We start from the raw sequence: 17,423 nt of genomic DNA, 5'->3' as shown, positions 1-17,423 counted from the left end.
CAATCGGCCGGTTGTTGCTGTGCGAGTGACAGCTCGCGGTTCGGGCTGTTGACGCAGCCCTGACCCCCGCCCAAAAAGAATTGGGACGGCAGACATGTTCACGAAGCTCAAATCCCTCCAAGTCAGAAAGATATGGACCGGCCTCGGCGTGCTCGATTTGGCCCTTGTCACAATTCAACAGGGTAGTGATATCGGTGCCAAGCCCGAGACCATCGCGGCGATGCTTGGTATCATTCTCGCCATCGGCGTCCCGGTTTTTCAGAAAGCAATGGACCAAGATACTGCCGTCCGGGATAAGCAGGAGGCCGCGCTCACAGTCGGCTGGCGCATTTTCCCGGCCATGCTTCTGCTGAGCGACAACGTCGATCGCGTCATCATCGACTTCGACCAAGTTTCCAGTGGGACGCAATATAGGAACCCAAGTGCCTTTATCATTGGCCTTCCGCGCGATATTGACGACTCCTGGTTGGAGTACCGCCACTTTCCAAACGACCTGGCCAAGGTCATTAACCAGGGCGTCGGCCTTGCGAAGCTCCACAGCCAGATGATGCTTGATGCGGGTGATGCCGTGCCGGTCACCGAGGACTTTGTATTGATATACCGAAGACAACTCCAGGAAGCCGGGAATTGCATCCACAGAGCCTGCCTGGGTTTGGCCAATCTCCTCGGAGAACCGTTGCCTGCTCGGCGCGCCATACCTCACGCTTGAATTCACAAAGCGGGGTGTCGGGATAAACATGAAGGGTGCGGGTCGACGGTCACGGCAACACCTTCTCGGCCGAGAACTTGATGCCAAGTTCCTTCAGCACCTCGTCTGCGGCTTTCTGCGCTGGCCCGGCGGCGCGCTCACCTGGCTCCAGATGCGTCACGACCTTGGTCGAGACATTCCCTGGCCGGCGCTTGCTGTCCGTGATGGTGATGGTGACGCGCGCCATGTCATGCCCTCCCTTGGCCGGCTGGCAAGACGATCTCGATCCTGCCCCGCTTGGTGACGCGAAGCAGTTCGGTCGGATCGACCGGGTTCTTGACGGGTTGCCCGTCATTTCCGGTGACGTAGCAGATGGCCTTGCCGGCATCGCTATCCGCCGTGATGCATAGGGGCAGCACATGGCCGTCGAGCATGACCAGATATCGAGATGCGTCGGGACGAAAATCAACGTCGGCGCGGTCACAGGAAATCCGCATCACAGCCTCTCCTCGACTTCATATCGGCGGGCCCGCAGATTGACCTGGCGCCGGGTGACGCCACCCAATGTCGTGAGCGTCCCGAAGACCACGTCGTCATTCTGGTAGGTGCCGCCTGGATCGGGCACGACCAGGATGTTCTCGATCCGACGCGCGATGCGATCGAGCTGTGCCACCGGGCCGTAGCGCTCCGCATCGGTGAGGTTGTCGAGGGAAAACTGCTGAATGCGCGGCACGTCGGCACGGATTGAATATTTCTGGCCGCCTTCCGAATAGCTCGGCGCCTTGTCGTCCCGCATCCCATCCACGGCACCCCAGGAACGGCCATAGGTCGGCTGCCAGGCGTCGCCAACCCACGCCGCGCCGGCCTGGATGTAATTGAAGGCCGCCACGCCGGCATCGCTTAAATCGATCTTCACATAGCGGGCATTGACCACCGCCGGCAGATAGAGGGCGGCCTGCGAGACGTCACGCTTCTTGATGATGTTGACGACGGTCGCCTTCATCAGCACCGTGCCGCTGTCATAGAGATCGCCGGCATGGGCGGCGCTCGACGACAGACGGATGCGCCAGGTGGCAGTCGGCGTGAGGTTACTGCCGAAGATGCCGACCAGGCGGCAGGCTTTGACGGCGCCGAGATCGGCCGTGAGATAAGCCGAGGTACCCGGCGCGCTGCGCCACGCCGTCACCAGATGGTCGACCATCAGATTGCCAGCCGACAGGTCGCCCACTTCCGAGGAGGCCGCGAGCGTGGCGGTCTTCAGGTAATTGACCCAGGAGAGGTTGATTGTTCCCATGACGACTGGTCACCACATGATGAGGACGGAGCTGCTGCGGGTCTGCAGATCGAGATCAACCCCGGCCACGACGACCGAGCGCCCGCCCGCCAGCCCATAGCGCGGGTTGTCGACGCGGATCACATCGTTCGTTTCCAGCAGATAGCCCTGCTGCATGCAGCGCAGGCGCGCCATGGTGCGCATCTCGCCATAGAACGCGCCGATCGTGGCACCGAGCAGATCCGCATCCGGCTTCTCGTCGAAGAGGGAGTCCACATAGATGTCCTGGGCTTCCGGGTGCCGCACGATGACGGCGGCGTCTTCCCAGGGCGTGTAGCGGATCTGCGAGGTCAGGAATTGGAAGCGGTCGGGCTCGGTGTCGAAGACGCTGCCGGCGATGTCCTCGACCGCCATCGTATTCCAATTGACGCCCCAGCCGATCGACGCGCGCCAGAATGGCGGATTGATGGTGTCCGGCAGGGGTACGCGGCTTATCTCCAGGATGTCCCTGCTGTCGAGGGTGAGCTTGGGTGTCGCGGCCAGCGGCCCGCTGAGTGCGGAGAGAGCCAGCGTGCCGACACGGAGGCGACCATTACGGCCATGGTTGAGGAACCCCAGCACCGGCCCGAGCAAGCGGTTCAGCACCTGGACAGCGCTGGTCGCCTGGGAAGGGATATGAAGCCCGATGATGCCGGGCCAAGCCAGGTTCAACGCCATGAAACTGGAGCTGTCCATCAGCCCATCGGCGAGGTCCAACCGATGCCGCAGGATGCGATAGACAATGGCGGCCGTCGTCATGGCGGCAACGCCCCAGGTGTTGTCGCCGATGACGTCAGCCGTAACGGTGCCACCAGCCGGCGATGAACCAAGTCGCACATAGCCACCGGAAAGCTGTGTGGCAAAGCAGCCGGCAGAAGGAGCTGCCAGCATGATGTCGGCGACATCGACACTGGGCGTCCAGGCAGCGCCCTTGACATAGAGGGCGGTGACGCCACCGGCCGCGCCATCGTGAAACTGATAGATCAGATTGACCGGGTCGATCAGCTTCAAGGGCACATTGCGGGCGCGGCCGAAGGTGAGCGGTTTCGGCGTGCCGGCTAGATCGGCCGACCCGTCCAGGCCGCCGGTGCCGCCATAGAGGTTGGGCTGGATCGGCCGATCGAGTGGCCAGACCAGGTCGCGTAGGTTGAGTTCGATGCGGCCTTGGTCGGCCACATTCCAGCCACCGGCCGTGCCCTTGAAGAGGGTTTCAAACTGACTGCCATCGTAGAGCGGCGAGCCGACGCGGATCTCGACCTCGCGCCCATCGATCGCCATGTCGCTGACCATGGCATCGAGGCCGCCATCGGCATTGAGCAGGGAAAGGCTGCCGGCGATCGGCACCACGCGCTGCTGATCGAGCGGCGAGACAGGAATTGAGCGCGAGAGGTTCAGGGCCTGTTCGACCCTTGGGGCGAAATGGCGGTTGGGCCAGATGGTGTCATTGGGTTCGCCGGACCAGCCGCGATCGGAGAAATAGAACGGCGCCGGCCCAGCGAGGCCGGTCGGCAGGATGCCGGCGCCGCCAACAGGTGAAAAGGCAAAAGGATCTGCACCAAGCAACATCAGGCGGCGTCCTGGGTAAAGGGCGTCAGGATGGCAAGGGCCACCACATCGACAGCCGCATCGCCTTGGATCTGCGTGAAGTCAGGCACGGTGACGGCCGGTGGCACCGTCGTGGTCGCCACAGGCTGTGATGCGACGGGATCGCCGGCCAGCACGGCTTACCACCCCGTCTCGATATCATAGGCCTCGACCGCCGCTGGATCGCTGAGGGCCCGCACGGCGTCGATATGCGACCAGGCAATGTCCCGGCGCAGCTCGACCGCATGCGCTGCCCAAAGGCCGAGTGTGATCATGTCGTCGGGTGTGGCCAGCGGGTACCAGGAATTGTCGGCCAGACGCCAGCCACGCGACACCATGCGTGCCGGCCAGGTGACGGCACCGGCACTCGCCTTGACGACGGTCGCCTGCTGCGTCGCGTCACCGATATTGCCTTGGCTATCCTTGTCGAGCTGGACCGGTCGGTTGCCCGCGAGCGGACACGGCACCGAGAGCAGGGCCTGAGCGAGGCGTTGCTTGATCGCGGCGATCTTTCGTTGCTGCGCGATCTCGATGCGCCATACCCAGGAGCCGCCGCTCCAGCGCTGGCCGTCGGCATCAGCCGGTGCGGAGTTGATGGGCGTTCCAGCAAATGGGCTTTGGCCGGCCGGGCCGTCATAACTCCCGACGCATTTGCCTTCGGCATCCACATAGAATTTCTGCATGATCTAGCCCTTTGTGCACCTGGCGCGATGCACCAGTTTCCAATTCGCAGCGGTGAGAGCGATACCCGCACCCGTGGTCTTGTTCACGATGCTGGGATAGTAGGTTTGGTTAACGCTGGATCGAACATTCGTGGCATCGGCTTGAATGGCGCCACCATAGGTCCACTGAACGGCCGTGTAATCGATCTCATCACCCACCGCCCAGTTGGCGTCTGCTGTCGTGCAGCGAAATACGACCTGATACCAGTTCGGTTTTTCGCCAAGACCATGGGCGGTGGTAAACACGGTCGAGAGGGCGAGTGTTTGCTGGGTGCTCTCGAACGAGTACCAACCGCCGATGGTCTGCCAGTTGGTGCCATCACTCCGCATCAAGACCCAATCGCCCGGCCTCAACAGGCGCGTGGCCAGGCCGTCCAAGGTCTCAGCTCCGTTGGGGTCGATTGTCACGTCGCCCGACGCCGCAGAATTGCGCGCAGCAATGGTGCCACCATTGCCGACGGTTGCGGCTGCGAGCAGATTGAAGGTGACACCCGTCGCCGTGAAATTGATCTCGGCGCCCTTGTCGTTGGCCACCATCGTGTATGTGACGGCTTTGTTGGTGACCGGCATGTTAATGCCCTGGGCGGCCACATCACGGCGGGCGCGATAGTTGGCGCTGTCGCTGCGGAGTTCGGCACCAGAGTTCGGCGTGATCGTCAACGCAGCCGCGCCATCGATTGTTGATGTCGTCGGCGTGATCACCAAGCTACCGGTGCCGGCATTCTGGCATTCGATCCACCAGGGCGAGGCAAAGGCGCCAATCGCCTGTGGCAAGGTGACGGCGCAACCGGTGGCGCTGGTGAAGACCAGCAGCTTGCCGATATCGGAAGCGAGGATCGTATAGGTGGTCGCCGACACGACCTTGACGCCGAGCGAACCGGAGACGGCCGGGTTCATCACCTGCCAGACATCGGCGACGGCCTCATAGACGAACTCGGCGATGAGATCGGCCGGCAATTCGCCGGGCTCGGGATCGAGCGTCACACCGCGCTTCTTGATCGCCTTGGCGCCGAGGCCATTGTGGCTATAGGTGCAGGCACCGCTGTTCGTGGCCGGGATCTTGACCCGCACACGCATGCCGGCGACCAGGACCGGCGTCAGCACATCGGTGCTGCCGGTATAGGCGGCGGCGGTACCGCCGCCGATAAGATAGCTGTGCCGGCCGCCTTCAGGGCCAAAATCCTCTGCCAGGGCGACCAGGCTCACCACTTTGGCCGATGCATCCGGCCAGGCGATCGGCCCGCCGGTCGAGGATTGGATCAGTCGATCACGGGTCAGCGTTGACGGACTGGTGAAGGTGCCTTCATTGATCTCGAAATCGGTGCCGTTGATGGCCTCAACCTTGTAGCGGTATTTTTTGCCGCTGACACAGGCGGTAGCGAACGGCACGACGCCCTTGGTGGTGACCAGACCGGAAAGCGTGTAGGTGCCGGCGCCGGCCGTATTCGTGTTCTGCTGTACGTTGTTGCGGATCATCGATTAGCTCCCGGAAGTCATTTGCGGCCGGCGGCGACTTTGCCGCTCCAGCTCTGGTGGGTGGCGCTGTTCTGGCTGGCGATGCGGTCGCGCCGCGTCTCGCTGGTGAGTTCTTCAAACCGCTCCGCGAAGGTCGCGTTGAGTTGATCGAGGCCCTCGGCATTGATGTCGCGGATCTCGGTGAGCAGCCGCAGCGTCTCCGTGGTCGAGCTGCCACCCGTGAGGCCGGCCGTGCCGCTGCCGAGACCGAGCACCGCAGCCAGGCGCGCGTTGATATCGGATACCTTGTTGTCATTGGCGCTGGTGGTCGACATGGAGGCCGAGGTCACGCGCGCCAGCAGGCCCTGCAGGCCACCGCCACCTTCATGCTCGGAGAGGCTACCGGTGCCGCCCGACGTACCACCGGCTGAGCCGCCTAAACTCCCCAAGCTACCGGGATAGACGTTACCGATGCCGAGCTGGTCGCCGACCCATGAGCCGCCGATGCTGCCGAGAATACCGCCGCCAGGAAAGGCAAGGCCGCCGAGGATGCCGCCAAGCACGCCCATCGGGTCGAATGACCAGTGATAGGTTCCGTCCTCGTAGGATGCGGGCACTGTGGTGGTCGGCCGCTCGAAGTCGACGAACGGGCCGGCGACGAAGTCGAACAACTTCTCGTACCAAGGGCGCTCGTTCCACTCATGAACCGATTTGCCGTAACCCGGAGGACCGGAGAGGTTCGACATGCCAGCCTGCTTCAGGCTGTCGGCATATTCCTTGTAAGCCTTGGCGAGATCCTGCGTCGACGGACCTTTGGTGCCGCCGCCCTTGTCCTTATCGCCCCCGCCGGCTTTGCCGCCATGTCCGTCGCCGCCACCATCGGACTTGTCCTTGTCGGGCTTCCCGCCGGCACCTTCATTGCGTCCGCCAGGCGTATCGGACCCGTACCCGAACTCGCGAAGTCCTGTCCAAGGATTGATGGTGTTCGAGCCGCCAGCTCGGGCAAGCATCCGGGCTTCGTTGTCGTTGATATGGACGAGTTGCGTGTCGTCAAAGCGGTGGTACCGATTGAGCAGCTCGGCCGCCATGCGCGGATTGATGACCATGGATGGCATGCCGGCATTGATCAGCTCCGGCCCGCGCTCACCAACCAGTGAGATGCCACTGGCGACACCGCCATTGGCGAAACCCTGGATGTTGCCGAGCTTCCGCGTCAGCTCCAGAACCTGGTCATAGATCTTGGCATAGGCCGCATTGGCGCCGTAATAGCCTTGGGCCACCTGCAGATAGTCGCGCGCGGCCTCGACGAAATGTGCATTGTCGTTGGCCGCCACGACGTCATTGAAGCGGCCCTGCGCCTGGGCGAACTTCTGGGTCGGGTTGTTGGCGGCGAGATCACCCAGGGTCAGCTCATCGAAGAAATCGCGGAACTGATCCTGCATCTGGTTGAGGCCAGCCTCGACCACCTCCTTGCGCTTCAGCGCATAAAGCTCTTCGACCTTGGTGAGGTCGACGCCCAGTTCGATGGCGACGGCCTTGCGCGCCGCATATTCCTTGTCCAGCTCCGCCAGGGCATAGGCCTGGGGATCCTTGATCTGCAGCAGCTCAGCATCGACCTGGTCGAGGAAGTTTGCTTGAAAGACCTCTGTGACATGGTCGACCGAGAGCCCGAATTCCTCGGCCGTCGATTTGGCAGTCGACAATGCCTTCTTGAGATCGGTCAGCGCATCTGCGGCGGCGATCGCCGGTGTCCGCACCTCGTCGACCCGATCATAGAACTTGCCGAACTCGACCATCCGGGTCAGCTCGTCGCTGTCCTGGATGCCCATGTTGTTATTGTCTTTGAAGACGTTCTTGAAGATGGTGAGAATGGTTTCCGAAACGCCGGTCACCAGGCCTTTCTCGGCAGCAACGGCAAGCGACCCGCTGAGGAACTGCGGCACGAATTGCTCGGCCGTTTCCGACGTGCCGATATATTGATCGGCAAAGCTGCCATAGAAGTAGTGCTTTTCGCCCTTCTTCTTCTTGCCCTTGACCTTGGCCTGATAGACCTCCTGGACCTGCGCCTGGGCGCTCGGGTCAAATTGCGCGCCGATATCCAGGAAGAAGTCGTTGAAGGCATCCGACATGGCATCGCCAAGCTTGCCACCCGCCTGGTTGTCGGCCTTCATGCCCTTGCCCTTGGTATAGGCAAAGCTGCTGTCGACGCCGAGCAGACCGTTGTCGCCAAAGCCCAGGACGGCGCCGGCCACGCTCTTCTGCTTCTTCCACTTCGGCTTCTTGCCGAACAGACCACCCAGCATCTTGCCGGCGATGCTGCCGATGGTGCTGCCGATCATGGTGCCCACCGGTCCAAAATATGAGCCGGCGATGCCGCCAACCATGCCGCCGACGCCTGCGCCGATGCTTTCGGCGGCGTTGCCACCAGACGCGTAGGTCGTGGCGCCGGCCACTAGGCCGGAGAAGATGCCGCCGCCGATCGGGCTATTGAGCGCACCGCTAAGCTGACCGCCGCCCGTTCCAAATAGGCCGGATGTCGCCGTTCCTGGCGCAATCTGGCTCGACACGCCACCGCCACCCTTACCGAGTGCACCAAGGGTTGTGCCCGCGCTGCCAAATAGCATCGATCCGATGCCAGTATTCCATTGCCCGCTGCTCAAGCTGCCGCTGAGGATGCTTCCTCCGCTGCCACCGGTGTTGGCGCCGCCATTGCCGCTGCCGAGCCCGAGCTGGTTGCTGAGGTCGCCCATGCCGAGATTGCTGAGAACGCCGCCGACGATTGGGCGGAAGACCAGGAGGGTGGCGATTTCGGCCGCGAGTTGTTTGAAGACCCCGAGCAGCGACCGGCCGAAATCCTTGAACGACTTCATGTTGCCATCGAGGACTTTGCGGAACATATCGGTCCAGGCCTGCTGGATCCCGCGCAGGGCGTTTTTGAACGGCTCCTGCATCATCTCGGCCGACTTCTTCGCGGCGTCGGTAATATCTTTCTGGCGATCAATGGCGGCATTGAGCTTGTTCTGCTCGTCGAGCAGTGCCGTGAGCTGCTGCCGCTGGTCGCTGGTCAGCTCCTTTCCACCCATATCCGCTTTTAGCCGCGCCTCCGCCTGCAATAATGGAATGAGGTTCTTTCGGCCGGAGACCTCAAGCTTCAGCTCGGCGTTCTGTTGTTTCAGATCCTCGATATACTTGGCAAAGGTCTCGGGCGCATCGGCCTGCTTCTGCAGCAGATCGAGGTTTTCGGCGATCGCGTCGTTGAGGGTGCGCTGCTCGGAAAGCCAGTTGGCGATCTGCTCGACGGTGGCGCCGGCGGCCGTCTCCAGGGCGGCGAGATCATCCGTCCCAAGTTTCGCCGCATCCCCGAAGGAGAGCAGCATGTCGCGGGCTTTCTGGGCATCCTGCGTGATGCTGAGACCGTCAGCGCCGCCCTTGTCGAGCGAGATCTTCTGGGCCGACAGGTCGATGACTGTCTGCTGGAGAGCCTCGATCTCTTTGCGCGCCTTCTTGATTTTGTCGGCGAGACCAGTGTCAGAACTGCTTCCTGAGCCACCCACCACCTCTGGCGCGCCATTTAGAATGCGCCAGATCGTTTCCCCCGTGCCCATTATGGTGGTCTTAAGGCCGGCGATCTCCTCGTCGATCTTGGCAATTTCTGCTCGGGCAGTCCGAATGGGCGAGTCGGCATCGTTCGATGTATCCCGTGCGCCGATGCCAAGATCCTGATAATCCTGATTGTGCTTCACCGCCTTTGCAAGATCGGCATATTGGCTAACGCGACGCAATTCGAGTTCGGCGACCGCCTGTTGCTGGGTCGCCGCGGCATCTTTTAGTTTCTCGACGGTGAGCTGGCGCTCCATCTCCGTCAGGTTCTTGACCTGGGCCGCCGACAGACGACGAGCGTCCTCCGTCGTCTTCATGGCATCGGCGAGTGCTTTCTCCTGGCGCGATGCTTCCGCATTCTCCATCCAGAGGTAGGACACTGCCGCTGTTATCAGGCCGATCGCGACCAGCGCGGCTCCAAACGGTGTCGCAACAAAGGCCAGGCTTTCGAGTGCCAGGGCCCTCATGCCGAGAATGGCGCCGTTCAACCAGCCCGCGATATTGAAGGCAACCAGGCCGGCCACCGCAGAGCCAATCAGTTCAAGATGATCCGACACGGCGACGGCGGCGTCGATCGCCAGCGTCAGCCCCTTGGTTAAGACCTCGGCAAAATTCGCCACAGCGGCCACGACCTGCGGCTCGCTCAATTTTCGGGCAAGGCCGGCAATTGCTTCTGCGATCACTGCGGAACTGCCTGAAGCACTATCGGCGAGGCCGACCAGGCGCTGCAGGGAATTCCCGAGCTGGGTCATCGCGCGGCCGACCGTCAGCGGCATCTTCGCGAATTCCTGACCGATCTTCGGCGCTTCCTCGGTGAGCGCTTTCAAGATCATCTGAACCGTGAGTTGGCCCTGCTCGGCCATTGTGCGCAATTCGCCCCTGGTCTTGCCTAGGCTATCGGAGAGAGCCTGCGACAGGCGCGGTGCTTGTTCCATGACGGAATTGAATTCGTCGCCGCGCAGAACGCCGGAGGCAATCGCCTGGCTGAGCTGAACGATCGCGGCCTGGGCTTCAGCAGCACCGGCGCCGGAAACCACAAACGCCTGATTGATCGTCTCGGTGATGGCGAGGAGCTGCCGCTGGCTGACGCCGAGCTGCGTCGTGGACTGTGCCAGCCGGCTATAGAGCGTGGCAGTGCTGCCGAAGGCCTGCCCGGTGCGTTGGGAAACCTCGAACAATTGCTGCTGGACGGCCTTCAGCTCCAGCGTCGACTTGGTGACTAGGCTCAACCGGCCTTCAGTCAATTTCCAGGCGTCAGCCCATTGAATGATTTGCCGAACGACGAGCACGCCGCCGATCGCCGCCACCATGCTGCGAAGCTGTGACACCATACTGGTGGTTGCGCCGGTCGCCCGCTGGGTCGAACCGGTGAGGCGATCAACCTCGCGGGCTGCACCACCGGCAGCGGTGGCGATCCCAGCGGCGCTTGCCCGCGCGGCACCGGCACCGGCCGTGAAGCGGCCGACGGCATCGCGGGCGCGACCCGTTGCCCGCGCCGTCTGCTCGACGCTTTCGGAGAACCGCTTGACCTCGCCGCTCGCCTCTCTGATGCCAGTTTTAAGACCGCTGGCATCCGAGGTAAGAACGAGGGCAACCCGCATATCGTTCACGGGCGCCCTCCAGGATCTGCATTCGGGCCTGCGACCCGCGTGCACTCAGCAACATAGGCGCTCTCAAGGATCTGGAGGTCCTGGAATTCCTCTGCTGAAATGCGCCGTCGCATCATCTTCAAACCCGCTTGAACGCCGTTGTAATCGAGGCCGGTAGGCAACCCGCTGGTCGCATGGCGACGAAATTGCGTGATGAAGCCGAGGAACAGGTGCAAAACTTCTAGGTTGTCCGGCCAGATTTCGGTGAGGTTGGCATCTTCGACCGCTTCGGCCTTTGCCATCATCGCCTCGATCTCTTCTTCCGGCACGCCGAGAGCCAGAAACTCCGCTGCTACATCGTCATCAATCGTTGTCGAACGACGGCCGCGCGCGATTGCCTGCGCGGCCTCTTTTAGTTTTTTTGCCGGCCGGTCCCCCGGATGGCTTCCGACAGGTAGGCTTGGGAAAGTGCGGCCAGCACGAGTGGCTCATCGAGCAGCGCGTCGCGGGTCTCGTCGTTAAAGAGCGCCTCGGTGCCGTCTTCGTTAACGACCTTCTCGAAGCCGACAAACACCTCCCGCAGCAGGGCGAGATCTTCGCCACCTTCGCGCAGCGCATCGATCTCGCTCACCTTGAGCGCCTTGAAAATTGCATTGAAGTCGATCTGGGAATGGCTACCGTTCTCATTCGGCATGCGGACGACGATCTTGGTCTTGAATTTGCGTTCGGTAGCGAGCTTGAACATGCGAAACCTCGTCTGTTGGTGCCGCCTGCCAGCGGCATGGTTGATGATGAGAAGATGGCCGGGATTTCACCGGCCGCCGGCTGGATCAGTTTCCGCCGGTAGCCCGGCTAGAGCTGCCGGGCACATGCCGCAAAACCAGCGGCAGGATCCCCGTTACGAAATCGCGACCTTCAATTCGTCGTTGCCGGCCACCGGCGCGAAGATCAGCGGCAGGGTCATCATGACCACACCCTGGTCCTGGCTGTAGCTCGGCCGGCCGATCTCGACGGCCGGCGCGTCGAACTGGATGATGTTGCCGGCGCCGACACCGTGCTTGACCTGGACGGCGGCACGGGTGCGGTTGGTGGCGATCGCGAAGAAGTCCTTGGCCGTGATGTCCGGGCTTTCGATCACGACGCTGCCGGTGGGCTTGCTGTCGACGATCTCAATGGACTCGGCCCCGATCAGGAAGCGGCCCTCGATCTGATTGCCCCAATCGGCTTCGAAGGACTGCGCGATGCAGTTGAAACCATGCACCGAGAAGATCGTCGTGTTGATCTTGTTGACCACCTGGGGGTTCTTGAAGCCCGTGAGCGTGAGGGCGGGCAAGGCAGCCGAGGCGGTCGCGACGAGCAGACCCTTGAAGGTGAAGCGCCAGACGGGCAAGCCATTGGCATTGATCGCCGCCCGCACTGAACCACGGGAACCGATCATCTTGTGGACGCTGCCGGCGAAGTGGAAATAGATCGACAGCGACTCGAAGGCGGTGGAGACGCGGGCGTATTCCGCCTTCACCGAGGCGGTCAATGTCTCGGCATGGCCGCAGCCACGGAGCAGCGGGGCATAGGCAGGGGCCGTGCCGGCGGCGCCGGAACCGGCCATCTCGATATCGAAGCTAAGGCTGACATGCGACTTGATCATCAGTTCGCCATTATGGCCAAAATACGGCAATTCGATATCGCGACTGATGCTGTCGCCATCGAGCGGCGTCAGTTCGACATTCATGCCCTGCATGGCATTGGCGACACCGGTTGGCACGGCATCGGTGCCATAGACGGTTTCGACCTTCGCCAGGAGGGCCTTCTTCTTCCATTGATAGCTCGCCATTCGGGATTACTCCTTGCTCGGGGTGGCGTTGGTGCGGGTGCGACCGGTGCGGCCGCCCTCGGTCTCGCCGGCCGCAGCCTCGATCGCCGCCGCATTGGTGCTGACCGGTGAAGCGGCTTGGGCCTCGGCCGCCTTCTGGGCGTCGGCGACGATCTGCTCCGCCTTGGCTTTTGCCGCCGCGCGCTCATCGTCGTTCATGTTGAGGCCTTCAACCTGCAGGAGAGAGCCGTCCGCCTGCTTGATGAAGCTGCCACCAGAACTATTCATCTCGTCTTCTCCTCTAAGGTCGAATGCCGGCAGCGCATCACGCGCGGAGATACCAGCGGGTCAAAACATCGGTCTGTATGAAAACGGCGCCGGCCTGCAGGCCGACCAGGCGCGACCGCCGGAATTCAATGAGGTCGCAGCCTGGCGCCGGCTCCCAGCCGACCAGGGCGGTCTTCACGGCATCGTTGATGAGGTCGAGCGGCGCGCGGGACTTGGCGCCGCTGGCATCGCCCGCGACCGAATTCACCAGGACGATGCCGATCGTCTCTGTCACGCGCTGGCGCAGGGTGCCCGACATGTCGACAGCGGGCTCCGCATCTTCGCCGATCGGCACGACGAAACCGGCCGGCACCTGGCGCGGCGCGGTGCCGGCGGCGATGAGGCGCGCCAACTCGCCGGCATCCTCGACGCGGCCATGCAAGGCCGTCACCTGGGCCTTCAACCGGGCGATGATGTTTTCCATGACGATGGCGCTCATGGCAGCGCCTCCAGCCATTCGGAAACCGTCTCGGCAATCATCGCCCGGTCGCCATCGTCTATTCCGAGGAACGGGCGGGCCGGGATGGTGACGCGTTCCTTGCTCACGTATCGGCCGCCGACCTTGAATTTGAGCGTCTTGGCATTCTTGGCCTCGATCGTCGCGCCGAACTGATGGACGGCGGCATAGAGGACATTGCTGCCGACCTCCACGCCATTGGCGCTCGCCACATGCGTGATCGAGCCATAGAGCTGATTGTGATCCCGCAGCGTCTTGCCGCCTTCAATGAGGGCGCGGATGGAGGGCGGCCAGGCCTGGCCGTCCGGACCCTGCTCGCGCTCAAAGCGCATCTGGGTCGAGGTGACCAGGCTGGCGCCGATATTGTCGAGCAATGGGGTGAGATCCGCGGCGCGCGCGGCAGCCTGGGCCAGAGCCTGAATGACCACATGATCGTCGAGCCGGATATGGATCGCGGCGCCACTCATCAGAAGCCGCCCATGGTCGAATTGGTGAAGATCTGGTCGGGCGCATCGATCTGCGCCTCGTTACCGCTGCTCTCCGGCGCCGGCACCTGGGCGCCGGTCAAATGAATGCGGCCGTCGGCGACGTCGCGCAGCCAGCGCAAGGCATCCTCATAATCCTTGCGAACCTTCTCGGGCGCCGTGTCGCGGTGCAGGAGGTAATAGGTGAGATGGACGCAGCGCAGCTTGACGTCGTCGGTGGGCGTGGCAAGCGGCACCGTGTATTGGCCGGCGAGATAGCCGTCCATCAGGCCGGTGGCCTGGTCGAGCGCTGCCTGCAGCACCACGGTATCGATGACATTGGCGGGCGGTTCGACGCGGTCGGTCAGCGCAATGAGATCCGCGACCGAGCAGCGTGCCACCATGTCGGCCTGATTGGCGTAGCTCATGGCTTCAGAGCCTTCGAGTACGATACCCAGGCAAGCTGGACGATGAAATTGACCACAGCGATCTGGAGACCCAGCAACCCATTCCCCGCCGGCAGCAGCAACACCGTGGCAAACACCACGATGTTGACCGCGAGGAGGAGAATGTTGATTGACCTGGTCATGGGCATCCGCCGCTGGTTGGGCGGGGAGCCGCCAACAGTGAAACTGCCGGCCGCTCCCCTACTGGCGCAGGCTTCGCGTGCGCCGTTATTACTTCTTCTCTTCCTTGGGCGGCTTGCCTTCGAATTCCTCGACCACCAGCATCGGCTCTGCCTTCATGGCCTCGATCTGTTTGGCGGTGAAGTCCTCGGCCTTGTGCTCGGCCGGCGCGCTGGAGTGCTCGACGCCGGCACGACGGAAGCCGTCCTTCTTGGCGGTGATCCTCAACATCTTCATCAGATGGTTCCTTGGTGGCTTGGTGTGGATGGGATGGAAGCCGGCGCGATCGGACGGCCCCGCTCAAATTCGAGCGGGACCATCAGGATCAGGCGAGATCGGGTACGACCAGCAGTTCGGCAGTACCTTTCCACTCGTTGGTGGCACCGTTCGCGGCCGTCTCATTGTGCAGAAGACGGCGGCCGGCGCCTTCGAGCGACGGCGGAACGACCAGCAGATCGCCGACGATGCCGAGCGATTTTCCGTTCGGACCACGGAGGCTCGACATCGCAGTGCGTGCCGCGTCGAAGGTCGTCGCGTCGAGTGCTGCCTTGCTGCCGTGAGCGAGCTGCCACAGACCGTAGCCGGCGTTGGCGCGGGCGTCGACGCCATAGACGAACTCATCCTTGTCGAACACGTTGTCGTCGGTGAGCTGATCCTTGGCCACGAACTTGTAATCGCGGCGCTTTTGGAAAATCAGCGGCTTGACGAAGTTGCGGGCCGAGATCAGATACCATGGCGTGGCGGCGCCGGCCTGCATGTTCGAGACTGACACAATGGCGCCGGCGGCATCGTAACCGGGATGGTCGGTGTCGAAGAAATACTGGCCGTCATAGCAGAGGCCGGTGAAACCGCCCTTCAACAGGCTATAGACCAGCTCGTCCGGGTGGCGCTTCGCCTCGGCCCCCATTTGACCGATCATCGGCCGGAAGACGCCGTAGCTGTCATCCTCGATCGACTCTCGTTTCACGCCGACCGTCATTTCGAAGGTCTTGTTCTTGATCGTGAAGTCGCTGACGGAGAGGTTCTGGACGACGCGGCTGCCCAGCCATTCACGAAAGCGCGGCATCGAGCCGAGCCACGCGTATTGTTCGGAGGTGTTGTTCGACGGCACTTCCATGGCGACCCGGCTGGAGGTCGGCGTGACGCCCGCAAAGGCGTCGTTGAAGACCGTCTGAAAGCCGGTGGTCATGGCCTGCAGGTTGGCGCGATTGAGTTCCATTTAGAAATGCTCCTGAGGTGAGAGAGAGCGGCTTAGATCTCGACCCAGACGCCAGAAGCGTCCACGTCGCGAACAATGCCGGCGATGCTGCGGGTGCCGGTGCCATCGGTCTTAGCCACCGTCTGATCGTCGACGATGTAGCAATTGGCCCCGACTTCGGTGAGGGCGATGAGGTCGCCGGCCGCGGAATTGGCAAAGCGGAAGACACCGCGCTTCACCGGGACGTTCAAATCGCCAGCAGCGCCGGCATTCACCACATTCGCCTCGGCGCGGCCCAGGGCCTTGAGGGTGGTGGCGGTGCGGCCAGGGGCGGCGACGCCGGCATCGTTGACCACCAGCGAACCGGCGAAGATGGTGGTGGCGGCCTTCACGGGGAAGGACAGCAGGGTGGGATCGGACTTGCGTTGCGTGTCGCGATCTTTGGTGAGGGCTACCATTAGACGTTCTCCCGTGTTTTCTTGAACTGCTCAGGGGTGATGCCGATCTGGCTGCAGACAGCCGTCTCCTCGGCGGTGAGGCCGTTGGCGCCAAGATTGGCCGGCGGCTGAGCGCCCCCGCCCTGGCGATTGTGCGACGGGGTGACGATCACCGGCGCGGCCGAGGCCCAGGCGATGAAGCCGTCGAGATCCTTGGTCGCGTAACTCTTCGCCCATTCTTCCTGGGCCGGGGCCAGCTTGCCGTCGGCCTTGGCGGTGGCCACGGCTTGGGCGACCTTGTCGCCCGAGAGCTGCGTCGACATCGCCGCAACGCGGCCCTGCAGATCCTCGAAGGCCGACATCGGCACGAACTTCGCCGGATCCGGATCGGTCGGGTTGGCCTTCGCCTTGGTGCTGACGTCCTGGGCGGCGGCGGCAAGCACCTCGCCGGTGGCGTCCTCGGCCTGGCCGAGCGACTTGGCGATCGCCGCCAGCGACACCTTGGCCGCCTTCGCGTCCGTGTCGAGCTTCTGGCAATGCGCCGACAGCGCCTCGGCCGTGGTGGTTTCGGGCAACCCAAGCGCCTTCAACAGCGCCTTCATCGCGACTTCGTCCATGGGATCCTCTTCTCGGTCTGAAAGGGACTGACTGGCGAGTGCCGTCAGTTCGAGGTTGGGCATGTTGGTCAAAGCAAATGCCCGGATGCGGGTGACGACGCCGGCCTTGTCGTGATTGAAGACCGGCGAGAGATAGCGGTATTCCTTGCGGCCGAGACGCTCGGAGCCGGAGGCGGACCATTCGACGCGCCCCCAAAGCCCGTCGGCGCGGACGTCCATTTCCTTGATCCAGCCCGAGGCCGGCGCTGGCTGGCCGTTCTGGGCCGCAAACAGGATCTGGTGATCGAAGTCGCCGGGAATGTCGGCGCCGCCCTGGTATTTCCTGGTGGCGGCGATGACCTCACTGGCGTGGGCCGCATCGCGGAGCGTGTAGGGGCCGCGACCGTCGCGGCCGTGGAAGGTGCCGAGCGGCAGCAGGTGAACCCAGTCCGGCAGGCCGGTGCCGCTGGCGCCGGTGGCGGGGAGTTCGGTGCTATGAGCGGCAATGTTGCGACGGAGGACCACCGGCAGTTCCTGCTGACCGTGAAAGTGGTCGCA

21 protein-coding genes are annotated in these 17,423 nt (G+C 63.0%); 1 reads left to right on the top strand and 20 read right to left on the bottom strand.

Annotation, left to right across the window (positions count from 1 at the left end; genetic code table 11):
- The first annotated feature begins 94 nt into the window (after positions 1 to 94).
- Complete coding sequence (locus tag ACE3TY_RS11275; RefSeq protein WP_374653131.1) at positions 95 to 709, top strand: hypothetical protein; 615 nt, start codon at positions 95 to 97, stop codon at positions 707 to 709.
- Between the two features lie 49 nt (positions 710 to 758).
- Here the strand turns inward: ACE3TY_RS11275 and ACE3TY_RS11270 are convergent, their stop codons facing one another.
- The 20 genes from ACE3TY_RS11270 to ACE3TY_RS11175 form a co-directional block, all read right to left on the bottom strand.
- Positions 759 to 935: a hypothetical protein gene (locus ACE3TY_RS11270; RefSeq protein WP_374653130.1), complete on the bottom strand. Its 177-nt coding sequence runs from the start codon at positions 933 to 935 to the stop codon at positions 759 to 761.
- A gap of 1 nt (position 936) precedes the next feature.
- Positions 937 to 1,185 carry a hypothetical protein gene (locus ACE3TY_RS11265; protein ID WP_374653129.1) on the bottom strand — a complete coding sequence of 83 codons (249 nt, stop codon included), beginning with the start codon at positions 1,183 to 1,185 and terminating at the stop codon, positions 937 to 939.
- Entirely contained in the window at positions 1,185 to 1,982 is a 798-nt protein-coding gene (locus ACE3TY_RS11260; RefSeq protein WP_374653128.1) for a hypothetical protein, read from the bottom strand. The genes ACE3TY_RS11265 and ACE3TY_RS11260 overlap by 1 nt, the downstream gene beginning before the upstream one ends.
- A gap of 9 nt (positions 1,983 to 1,991) precedes the next feature.
- Positions 1,992 to 3,566 carry a hypothetical protein gene (locus ACE3TY_RS11255; protein ID WP_374653127.1) on the bottom strand — a complete coding sequence of 525 codons (1,575 nt, stop codon included), beginning with the start codon at positions 3,564 to 3,566 and terminating at the stop codon, positions 1,992 to 1,994.
- Complete coding sequence (locus tag ACE3TY_RS11250) at positions 3,566 to 3,688, bottom strand: hypothetical protein (RefSeq protein WP_374653126.1); 123 nt, start codon at positions 3,686 to 3,688, stop codon at positions 3,566 to 3,568. Before ACE3TY_RS11250 ends, ACE3TY_RS11255 begins: the two co-directional genes overlap by 1 nt.
- Before the next feature lie 36 nt (positions 3,689 to 3,724).
- Entirely contained in the window at positions 3,725 to 4,267 is a 543-nt protein-coding gene (locus tag ACE3TY_RS11245; protein ID WP_374653125.1) for a hypothetical protein, read from the bottom strand.
- A 3-nt stretch (positions 4,268 to 4,270) separates the two neighbouring features.
- Positions 4,271 to 5,782: a hypothetical protein gene (locus ACE3TY_RS11240; RefSeq protein WP_374653124.1), complete on the bottom strand. Its 1,512-nt coding sequence runs from the start codon at positions 5,780 to 5,782 to the stop codon at positions 4,271 to 4,273.
- A gap of 17 nt (positions 5,783 to 5,799) precedes the next feature.
- Positions 5,800 to 10,962: a tape measure protein gene (locus ACE3TY_RS11235; protein WP_374653247.1), complete on the bottom strand. Its 5,163-nt coding sequence runs from the start codon at positions 10,960 to 10,962 to the stop codon at positions 5,800 to 5,802.
- A gap of 5 nt (positions 10,963 to 10,967) precedes the next feature.
- Positions 10,968 to 11,279: a DUF1799 domain-containing protein gene (locus tag ACE3TY_RS11230; RefSeq protein WP_374653123.1), complete on the bottom strand. Its 312-nt coding sequence runs from the start codon at positions 11,277 to 11,279 to the stop codon at positions 10,968 to 10,970.
- Positions 11,280 to 11,362: 83 nt separating this feature from the next.
- The gene (locus ACE3TY_RS11225) at positions 11,363 to 11,695 is read right to left on the bottom strand and encodes a hypothetical protein (RefSeq protein WP_374653122.1); all 333 of its coding nucleotides are present in this window, start codon (positions 11,693 to 11,695) and stop codon (positions 11,363 to 11,365) included.
- 153 nt (positions 11,696 to 11,848) lie between these two features.
- Positions 11,849 to 12,781, bottom strand: coding sequence for a phage tail tube protein (locus tag ACE3TY_RS11220; protein ID WP_374653121.1), 933 nt, complete (start codon positions 12,779 to 12,781; stop codon positions 11,849 to 11,851).
- A gap of 6 nt (positions 12,782 to 12,787) precedes the next feature.
- Positions 12,788 to 13,048 carry a hypothetical protein gene (locus ACE3TY_RS11215; RefSeq protein WP_374653120.1) on the bottom strand — a complete coding sequence of 87 codons (261 nt, stop codon included), beginning with the start codon at positions 13,046 to 13,048 and terminating at the stop codon, positions 12,788 to 12,790.
- A gap of 37 nt (positions 13,049 to 13,085) precedes the next feature.
- Positions 13,086 to 13,526 (bottom strand): hypothetical protein, encoded by a 441-nt coding sequence (locus ACE3TY_RS11210; protein ID WP_374653119.1) that lies wholly within the window; start codon positions 13,524 to 13,526, stop codon positions 13,086 to 13,088.
- On the bottom strand, positions 13,523 to 14,011 hold the full coding sequence (locus ACE3TY_RS11205; RefSeq protein WP_374653118.1) for a phage virion morphogenesis protein: 489 nt from the start codon (positions 14,009 to 14,011) through the stop codon (positions 13,523 to 13,525). The genes ACE3TY_RS11210 and ACE3TY_RS11205 overlap by 4 nt, the downstream gene beginning before the upstream one ends.
- Positions 14,011 to 14,436 carry a gp436 family protein gene (locus tag ACE3TY_RS11200; protein ID WP_374653117.1) on the bottom strand — a complete coding sequence of 142 codons (426 nt, stop codon included), beginning with the start codon at positions 14,434 to 14,436 and terminating at the stop codon, positions 14,011 to 14,013. The genes ACE3TY_RS11205 and ACE3TY_RS11200 overlap by 1 nt, the downstream gene beginning before the upstream one ends.
- Entirely contained in the window at positions 14,433 to 14,597 is a 165-nt protein-coding gene (locus ACE3TY_RS11195; RefSeq protein WP_374653116.1) for a hypothetical protein, read from the bottom strand. Before ACE3TY_RS11195 ends, ACE3TY_RS11200 begins: the two co-directional genes overlap by 4 nt.
- Before the next feature lie 88 nt (positions 14,598 to 14,685).
- Positions 14,686 to 14,871 carry an HI1506-related protein gene (locus tag ACE3TY_RS11190; RefSeq protein WP_374653115.1) on the bottom strand — a complete coding sequence of 62 codons (186 nt, stop codon included), beginning with the start codon at positions 14,869 to 14,871 and terminating at the stop codon, positions 14,686 to 14,688.
- 88 nt (positions 14,872 to 14,959) lie between these two features.
- Positions 14,960 to 15,853, bottom strand: coding sequence for a Mu-like prophage major head subunit gpT family protein (locus ACE3TY_RS11185; RefSeq protein WP_374653114.1), 894 nt, complete (start codon positions 15,851 to 15,853; stop codon positions 14,960 to 14,962).
- Between the two features lie 32 nt (positions 15,854 to 15,885).
- The gene (locus ACE3TY_RS11180) at positions 15,886 to 16,290 is read right to left on the bottom strand and encodes a hypothetical protein (protein WP_374653113.1); all 405 of its coding nucleotides are present in this window, start codon (positions 16,288 to 16,290) and stop codon (positions 15,886 to 15,888) included.
- Positions 16,290 to 17,390 (bottom strand): phage protease, encoded by a 1,101-nt coding sequence (locus tag ACE3TY_RS11175; RefSeq protein WP_374653112.1) that lies wholly within the window; start codon positions 17,388 to 17,390, stop codon positions 16,290 to 16,292. Before ACE3TY_RS11175 ends, ACE3TY_RS11180 begins: the two co-directional genes overlap by 1 nt.
- Positions 17,391 to 17,423 lie beyond the last annotated feature (33 nt).

It is taken from the genome of Dongia sp. (assembly GCF_041918875.1).
In the GTDB taxonomy this organism is placed as follows: Bacteria; Pseudomonadota; Alphaproteobacteria; order Dongiales; family Dongiaceae; genus Dongia.
Note: the sequence above shows the minus strand (reverse complement) of the source record. Positions and strands in the feature narration are given on the sequence as shown.

What these genes read in the sequence shown, in the direction of transcription:
- ACE3TY_RS11275 (WP_374653131.1), top strand. Translation starts at nt 95, where the DNA reads ATGTTCACGAAGCTCAAATCCCTCCAAGTCAGAAAGATATGGACCGGC.
- ACE3TY_RS11270 (WP_374653130.1), bottom strand. Translation starts at nt 935, where the DNA reads ATGGCGCGCGTCACCATCACCATCACGGACAGCAAGCGCCGGCCAGGG.
- ACE3TY_RS11265 (WP_374653129.1), bottom strand. Translation starts at nt 1,185, where the DNA reads ATGCGGATTTCCTGTGACCGCGCCGACGTTGATTTTCGTCCCGACGCA.
- ACE3TY_RS11260 (WP_374653128.1), bottom strand. Translation starts at nt 1,982, where the DNA reads ATGGGAACAATCAACCTCTCCTGGGTCAATTACCTGAAGACCGCCACG.
- ACE3TY_RS11255 (WP_374653127.1), bottom strand. Translation starts at nt 3,566, where the DNA reads ATGTTGCTTGGTGCAGATCCTTTTGCCTTTTCACCTGTTGGCGGCGCC.
- ACE3TY_RS11245 (WP_374653125.1), bottom strand. Translation starts at nt 4,267, where the DNA reads ATGCAGAAATTCTATGTGGATGCCGAAGGCAAATGCGTCGGGAGTTAT.
- ACE3TY_RS11240 (WP_374653124.1), bottom strand. Translation starts at nt 5,782, where the DNA reads ATGATCCGCAACAACGTACAGCAGAACACGAATACGGCCGGCGCCGGC.
- ACE3TY_RS11235 (WP_374653247.1), bottom strand. Translation starts at nt 10,962, where the DNA reads ATGCGGGTTGCCCTCGTTCTTACCTCGGATGCCAGCGGTCTTAAAACT.
- ACE3TY_RS11225 (WP_374653122.1), bottom strand. Translation starts at nt 11,695, where the DNA reads ATGTTCAAGCTCGCTACCGAACGCAAATTCAAGACCAAGATCGTCGTC.
- ACE3TY_RS11220 (WP_374653121.1), bottom strand. Translation starts at nt 12,781, where the DNA reads ATGGCGAGCTATCAATGGAAGAAGAAGGCCCTCCTGGCGAAGGTCGAA.
- ACE3TY_RS11215 (WP_374653120.1), bottom strand. Translation starts at nt 13,048, where the DNA reads ATGAATAGTTCTGGTGGCAGCTTCATCAAGCAGGCGGACGGCTCTCTC.
- ACE3TY_RS11210 (WP_374653119.1), bottom strand. Translation starts at nt 13,526, where the DNA reads ATGAGCGCCATCGTCATGGAAAACATCATCGCCCGGTTGAAGGCCCAG.
- ACE3TY_RS11205 (WP_374653118.1), bottom strand. Translation starts at nt 14,011, where the DNA reads ATGAGTGGCGCCGCGATCCATATCCGGCTCGACGATCATGTGGTCATT.
- ACE3TY_RS11200 (WP_374653117.1), bottom strand. Translation starts at nt 14,436, where the DNA reads ATGAGCTACGCCAATCAGGCCGACATGGTGGCACGCTGCTCGGTCGCG.
- ACE3TY_RS11195 (WP_374653116.1), bottom strand. Translation starts at nt 14,597, where the DNA reads ATGACCAGGTCAATCAACATTCTCCTCCTCGCGGTCAACATCGTGGTG.
- ACE3TY_RS11190 (WP_374653115.1), bottom strand. Translation starts at nt 14,871, where the DNA reads ATGAAGATGTTGAGGATCACCGCCAAGAAGGACGGCTTCCGTCGTGCC.
- ACE3TY_RS11185 (WP_374653114.1), bottom strand. Translation starts at nt 15,853, where the DNA reads ATGGAACTCAATCGCGCCAACCTGCAGGCCATGACCACCGGCTTTCAG.
- ACE3TY_RS11180 (WP_374653113.1), bottom strand. Translation starts at nt 16,290, where the DNA reads ATGGTAGCCCTCACCAAAGATCGCGACACGCAACGCAAGTCCGATCCC.